Raw genomic sequence first — 2,616 nt, forward strand, 5'->3', positions numbered from 1 at the left:
GCCCTGATGAAAAATCAGGACGAATACGTCACCAAAGGCGGGAAACTGGCTTGCTGAAAACCATAGAATCTCCCACAGGAGCCTGGTAGATTCAAGGGGCGGTTCTCGACTCGAGATCCATCTCGGCTGGCCAGTTCACCTTGGGTGCCAGGCGCAGGGCGAACTCACACCAGAGCACATCGTTGTGGTCCTTGGGTTCGCCGGGTGGTGGGAGGGCTGAGGGGCCTTGTTGCATGTAGGTGCAGACATAGGCCCAGACATGTTCGTTGGCGCCCATGAAACTTAGCTGGAAGCGGTCGATGACATTATTCGTGCCAGGTGTCACGATGGACAGCATTACGCCATTGTTGAAAAAAAACCCGCCGTTAGGTAAAGCCGCGTTGCGCCACCAGAGTTCTGCACGTACCTGTGACCAGTCGTAGCTAACGGGATCAACCTTCCATTCTTCGAAAGGATTCCACCATCGGTACTTGAAGTTGTAAGCATAGATTTTTCCACGTGCTCTGTTGAAGCGGATCGGTTCATCTCTTGGGGCGCAAGTGCTGAGCCGAAACATAAATAGGGACATCCATAATCCAGCCACAGCTGCAAGTGCACACGCTAGTGCAGTTTCGTAATCATTGTAACGGATGCTTTCACTGATCAGGCCGGGTATCTGTAGTATCGTCATGGCTGTGAACAGGGAGTAAAACATAAGCAGATGTCTAAAATTAAATGTGTGCCTTGGTAGCTCTAGGTATATAGCGCATTGGTGGTTGGGTACTTGATTGTCGACTGCTGCTTCAAATGAAATTGACTCACCCGGAGCAGGTAAATCCTTTATCCATCCAGGGCAAGGTGGGATAAGGAGTGGGCGGTTCATGGGAATGGCCTCGGGCTGTTGAGCCTGTTTTCTTTGAGGATTATCTTGGCGTACATCGAACTGTCCATCCAACAATAAGGGCCAGACTAATTTATACAGGAGCCCTGCGGGCTCAGGGGGCGGTGCGCGATTCCAAGTCCATCTCGGCTGGCCAGTTCACCTTGGGTGCCAGACGCAAGGCGAATTCGCACCAGAGCACATCGTTGTGGTCCTTGGGCTCGCCGGGTGGAGGGAGGGCTGAGGGGCCTTGTTGCATGTAGGTGCAGATGTAGGCCCAAGTATGCTGGTCAGCCATCATGCCCAAGGGAAAACGGTCGATAACGTTGTTCGTACCAGGCGCGACGATGGACAGCATGACCCCCCATTTGATAATGGTCCCACCGTTCGGCAGGACACCGTTTTGTGACCAGCGTTCGGCGCGGACTTGGGACCAGTCGTAGCAAACTGTTTCGGCTTTCCAGTTTTCGAAGGGGTTCCACCAACGGTACTTGAAGTTATAGGCATACATTTTTCCGCGTGCGCGATTGAAACGAAGGGGTTCGTCGCGGGGAGGCGATACGCTTACCCGAAGGCCGACGATAAACATCCATATTCCGCATGCGGCTGCAAATATGTTCAGGAGTAAAGTTTCAAAGTCTCGGTGCTCTAAGTTAGATCCGACGAAACTCAATGGGAGTAAGCTCGTCGCGACAGTTGGGAATGATAAAAAAGCCATTATTTCTCTTGCCCAGCCGAGCGTTCTAGCTAACTCAAGGTAGATCAAATCTTGGTGGTTGGGGTTTTGCTTGCCCAAGCGGGTGGCGATAGCGGGAGGAACGTCAGGGTAAGGAAGATCTTCAATCCACCCAGTGCACGGAGGGTTAAGGAGCGGGCGTGGCATCAGAATAGACTCCTCAGGGAGGATAATTTGTTTTCTTTCGATGTGATCGTTGCGTGAAGCGATTGGTCATTTTTGTGGGGCCAATAGATTAGCGTTAATTCAATCGCGCTGATATTGTGATGCTCAAGTAGTGGAATTGAGTTTCTGATATTTAAAGTGTTATTGATGGTTTCCAGTTGTAAGGCGTCGCTGGCACCTTCAGTGTTTGTAAAGGCGTTTTTTGTTTCTTCAGGGACGTATTCGATAATTTTCGGGCGTGAGCTGTTGCTGGAGAGATGAAATGGGTGCCGATCAATACCAGTAGGAAACATAGTCAGTTGCCATTTGTACGCGCCGTTGGCACTGAAATTCGGCAGGCTGATATGCAAGTCAAGTACGAAGCCTGTTGCAACAGCTGCGCCATCGCTAAGTAAGGTTCCAGTTTGGCCCTGCATATGGACGCTTTGAGATATTTGAAGCCTGGTCTCAATTGAGGTATGGGCCGTCACGCCCAGGGCTGCCGCATTCAATGCGCCAATCGAGGTGTCGAGGTCTGTTGAATTTACCCAGCGTCGCTGGGCTTTCGGTACTCCCCATCTACTATGTCGAGACCAAAGTTCAAATAGTGTGGATTCTTGATTTTTGGCTTCCTTCGCCAGCGTGTAAGCTGCCAAGCCAAAGATAATCGCAACGCCTAAGGGGCCGAGTAGTGAGCTTGCGAATATTGCGGAGTGAACGCCAGCGAAGACGGATACCGCAGTGAACGTTGTCGCCAGAGCGTACTTATTGCTGGAAGAGTCGTCCCCTTGGCGATTAGTCCGGACCAGCGCATTCACGTATTGCGCCGCATCCATGACACCCGCGAGCGCGCTGATTGCACCGCCGTACCTGGCCA

The 2,616-nt window shown here is 51.7% G+C and carries 2 protein-coding genes and 1 pseudogene; all 3 read right to left on the bottom strand.

Annotated features, from left to right (window positions below; all coding sequences use genetic code 11):
- Window positions 1–91: 91 nt before the first annotated feature.
- The gene (locus C6A77_RS25070; RefSeq protein WP_241507455.1) at window positions 92–694 is read right to left on the bottom strand and encodes a DUF6708 domain-containing protein; all 603 of its coding nucleotides are present in this window, start codon (window positions 692–694) and stop codon (window positions 92–94) included.
- A gap of 280 nt (window positions 695–974) precedes the next feature.
- Window positions 975–1,742: a DUF6708 domain-containing protein gene (locus C6A77_RS26050; RefSeq protein WP_241507456.1), complete on the bottom strand. Its 768-nt coding sequence runs from the start codon at window positions 1,740–1,742 to the stop codon at window positions 975–977.
- A pseudogene (locus C6A77_RS25460) lies at window positions 1,742–2,616 on the bottom strand (hypothetical protein); the annotation flags it as partial. The pseudogene C6A77_RS25460 and the gene C6A77_RS26050, both read right to left, overlap by 1 nt.

The sequence above is a fragment of the Pseudomonas sp. AFG_SD02_1510_Pfu_092 genome (assembly GCF_003331055.1).
Lineage (GTDB): Bacteria > Pseudomonadota > Gammaproteobacteria > Pseudomonadales > Pseudomonadaceae > Aquipseudomonas.

What these genes read in the sequence shown, in the direction of transcription:
- C6A77_RS25070 (WP_241507455.1), bottom strand. Translation starts at nt 694, where the DNA reads ATGTTTTACTCCCTGTTCACAGCCATGACGATACTACAGATACCCGGC.
- C6A77_RS26050 (WP_241507456.1), bottom strand. Translation starts at nt 1,742, where the DNA reads ATGCCACGCCCGCTCCTTAACCCTCCGTGCACTGGGTGGATTGAAGAT.